The sequence below is a fragment of the Gloeocapsopsis crepidinum LEGE 06123 genome, assembly GCF_015207655.1.
Classification (GTDB): Bacteria; Cyanobacteriota; Cyanobacteriia; order Cyanobacteriales; family Chroococcidiopsidaceae; genus Gloeocapsopsis; species Gloeocapsopsis crepidinum.
The window spans coordinates 1-2,500 of sequence record NZ_JADEWN010000120.1 but is presented as its reverse complement, the minus strand read 5'-3'; the positions used below and the strand labels follow the sequence as shown (position 1 = coordinate 2,500).

The following is a 2,500-nucleotide window of genomic DNA, read 5'->3' as shown; positions in this document are numbered from 1 at the left end:
CCATATCGCTGTCCCACTACCCCAGAAGATAAATCCTCTGGTTTAGGCTATTCCCCGTTCGCTCACCACTACTTAGGGAATCGAGTTTTCTTTCTCTTCCTCCAGCTACTAAGATGTTTCAGTTCGCTGGGTTGGCTCTTTCCGACCTATATATTCAGTCGGCAGTACGTAGGGTTGCCCCATTCGGACATCTCCGGCTCACTGCTTGCTTCCAACTCCCCGGAGTATTTCGTCGGTTGCCACGTCCTTCTTCGCCTCTGTGTGCCTAGGTATCCACCATCAGCCCTAATTAGCTTGACCACTTTTGTTACTATGTCAGTGGTTGATTTTTAGGCTTATAGGAAATCTAACTAAGCTTAATTTGCATTAGTTAGTTTGACCTACCTGCAATTAATTTAATTGGCATGATTATGCAGTTTTCAAGGTTCTGGCTGGAGATATTCCAGCAGCTTGGCTTTTTGCCTCAGTGCTGAATTTTCTCAACTTTTCTAGCTTATCACTTTCGCTTGAAGACGTCAATAAATTAAAGCTAAACTTTTTGAACTCAATTTAACTTGTCTTTCCACTACTGTGCTTTGCTTACTTTCAGGTGGGCCATCCTGGACTCGAACCAGGGACCTCACCCTTATCAGGGGTGCGCTCTAACCACCTGAGCTAATAGCCCCGACTCGGTTTCTCTGAACCGAACTCTAGTTTGAAAGCCTCACATCAGTCCTCGAACGACCTTGGTTGACCTGACAATTGTTGTCTCTTCCACAACAACTGTTGGGTAGGTCTCCCTAAAAAGGAGGTGATCCAGCCACACCTTCCGGTACGGCTACCTTGTTACGACTTCACCCCAGTCACCAGCCCTGCCTTCGGCATCCCCCTCCGCAAGCGGTTAGGGTAACGACTTCGGGCGTGGCCAGCTTCCATGGTGTGACGGGCGGTGTGTACAAGGCCCGGGAACGTATTCACCGCCGTATGGCTGACCGGCGATTACTAGCGATTCCGCCTTCACGCAGGCGAGTTGCAGCCTGCGATCTGAACTGAGCCATGGTTTATGGGATTTGCTTGAATTCGCATTCTTGCTGCCCTTTGTCCATAGCATTGTAGTACGTGTGTAGCCCAGAGCGTAAGGGGCATGCTGACTTGACGTCATCCCCACCTTCCTCCGGTTTGTCACCGGCAGTCTTTCTAGAGTGCCCAACTTAATGCTGGCAACTAAAAACGAGGGTTGCGCTCGTTGCGGGACTTAACCCAACATCTCACGACACGAGCTGACGACAGCCATGCACCACCTGTGTCCCGGTTCCCGTAGGCACTCCTGAGTTTCCCCAAGATTCCGGGCATGTCAAGCCCTGGTAAGGTTCTTCGCGTTGCATCGAATTAAACCACATACTCCACCGCTTGTGCGGGCCCCCGTCAATTCCTTTGAGTTTCACACTTGCGTGCGTACTCCCCAGGCGGGATACTTAACGCGTTAGCTCCGGCACTGCTTGGGTCGATACAAGCAACGCCTAGTATCCATCGTTTACAGCTAGGACTACTGGGGTATCTAATCCCATTCGCTCCCCTAGCTTTCGTCCCTGAGTGTCAGTTGCGGCCTAGCAGAGCGCTTTCGCCACCGGTGTTCTTCCTGATCTCTACGCATTTCACCGCTACACCAGGAATTCCCTCTGCCCCTACCGCACTCTAGCTTCTCAGTTTCCACTGCCTGTTCGGAGTTAAGCCCCGACCTTTGACAGCAGACTTGAAATGCCACCTGCGGACGCTTTACGCCCAATGATTCCGGATAACGCTTGCATCCTCCGTATTACCGCGGCTGCTGGCACGGAGTTAGCCGATGCTGATTCCTCAGGTACCGTCATTTTTTTCTTCCCTGAGAAAAGGAGTTTACAACCCAAGAGCCTTCCTCCCCCACGCGGTATTGCTCCGTCAGGCTTTCGCCCATTGCGGAAAATTCCCCACTGCTGCCTCCCGTAGGAGTCTGGGCCGTGTCTCAGTCCCAGTGTGGCTGATCATCCTCTCAGACCAGCTACTGATCGTCGCCTTGGTAGGCTCTTACCCCACCAACTAGCTAATCAGACGCGAGCTCCCCTCTAGGCTAAATTACTTTCACCTCTCGGCATATCGGGTCTTAGCCACCGTTTCCAGTGGTTATCCCCGTCCTAAAGCCAGATTCTCACGCGTTACTCACCCGTCCGCCACTAAGTCCGAAGACTTCGTTCGACTTGCATGTGTTAAGCATACCGCCAGCGTTCATCCTGAGCCAGGATCAAACTCTCCGTTTTATTCAACAGAGTTTTGTCCTTGACTGCTACTTTCTGTTTCGCAATCCGGACTCTTATCATCTAAGAGTTGTTTTGACGAAGACTTAATGTGCTTTATTTGGCTTTCAAACTATTATTCTTTTCTTGGTTCAGTTGCCCTTCCGGAGGCGCTTTGCGCTTGCCTTTCCTTCTGGCGCTTTACTAATATATCTAACCTCAATTGAAATTGTCAAGCTTTTTGAGAGAAA

The 2,500-nt window shown here is 50.6% G+C and carries 1 tRNA gene and 2 rRNA genes (1 of these 3 cut by a window edge); all 3 read right to left on the bottom strand.

What is annotated here, in order from left to right:
* Positions 1-300, bottom strand: a 23S ribosomal RNA gene (locus IQ230_RS25765); it reaches 2,581 nt to the left of the window's first position.
* A 290-nt stretch (positions 301-590) separates the two neighbouring features.
* A tRNA-Ile gene (locus IQ230_RS25760) sits at positions 591-664 on the bottom strand.
* Positions 665-783: 119 nt separating this feature from the next.
* A 16S ribosomal RNA gene (locus IQ230_RS25755) occupies positions 784-2,273 on the bottom strand.
* The 16S and 23S rRNA genes sit together here with 1 tRNA gene alongside, the layout of an rRNA operon.
* Positions 2,274-2,500 lie beyond the last annotated feature (227 nt).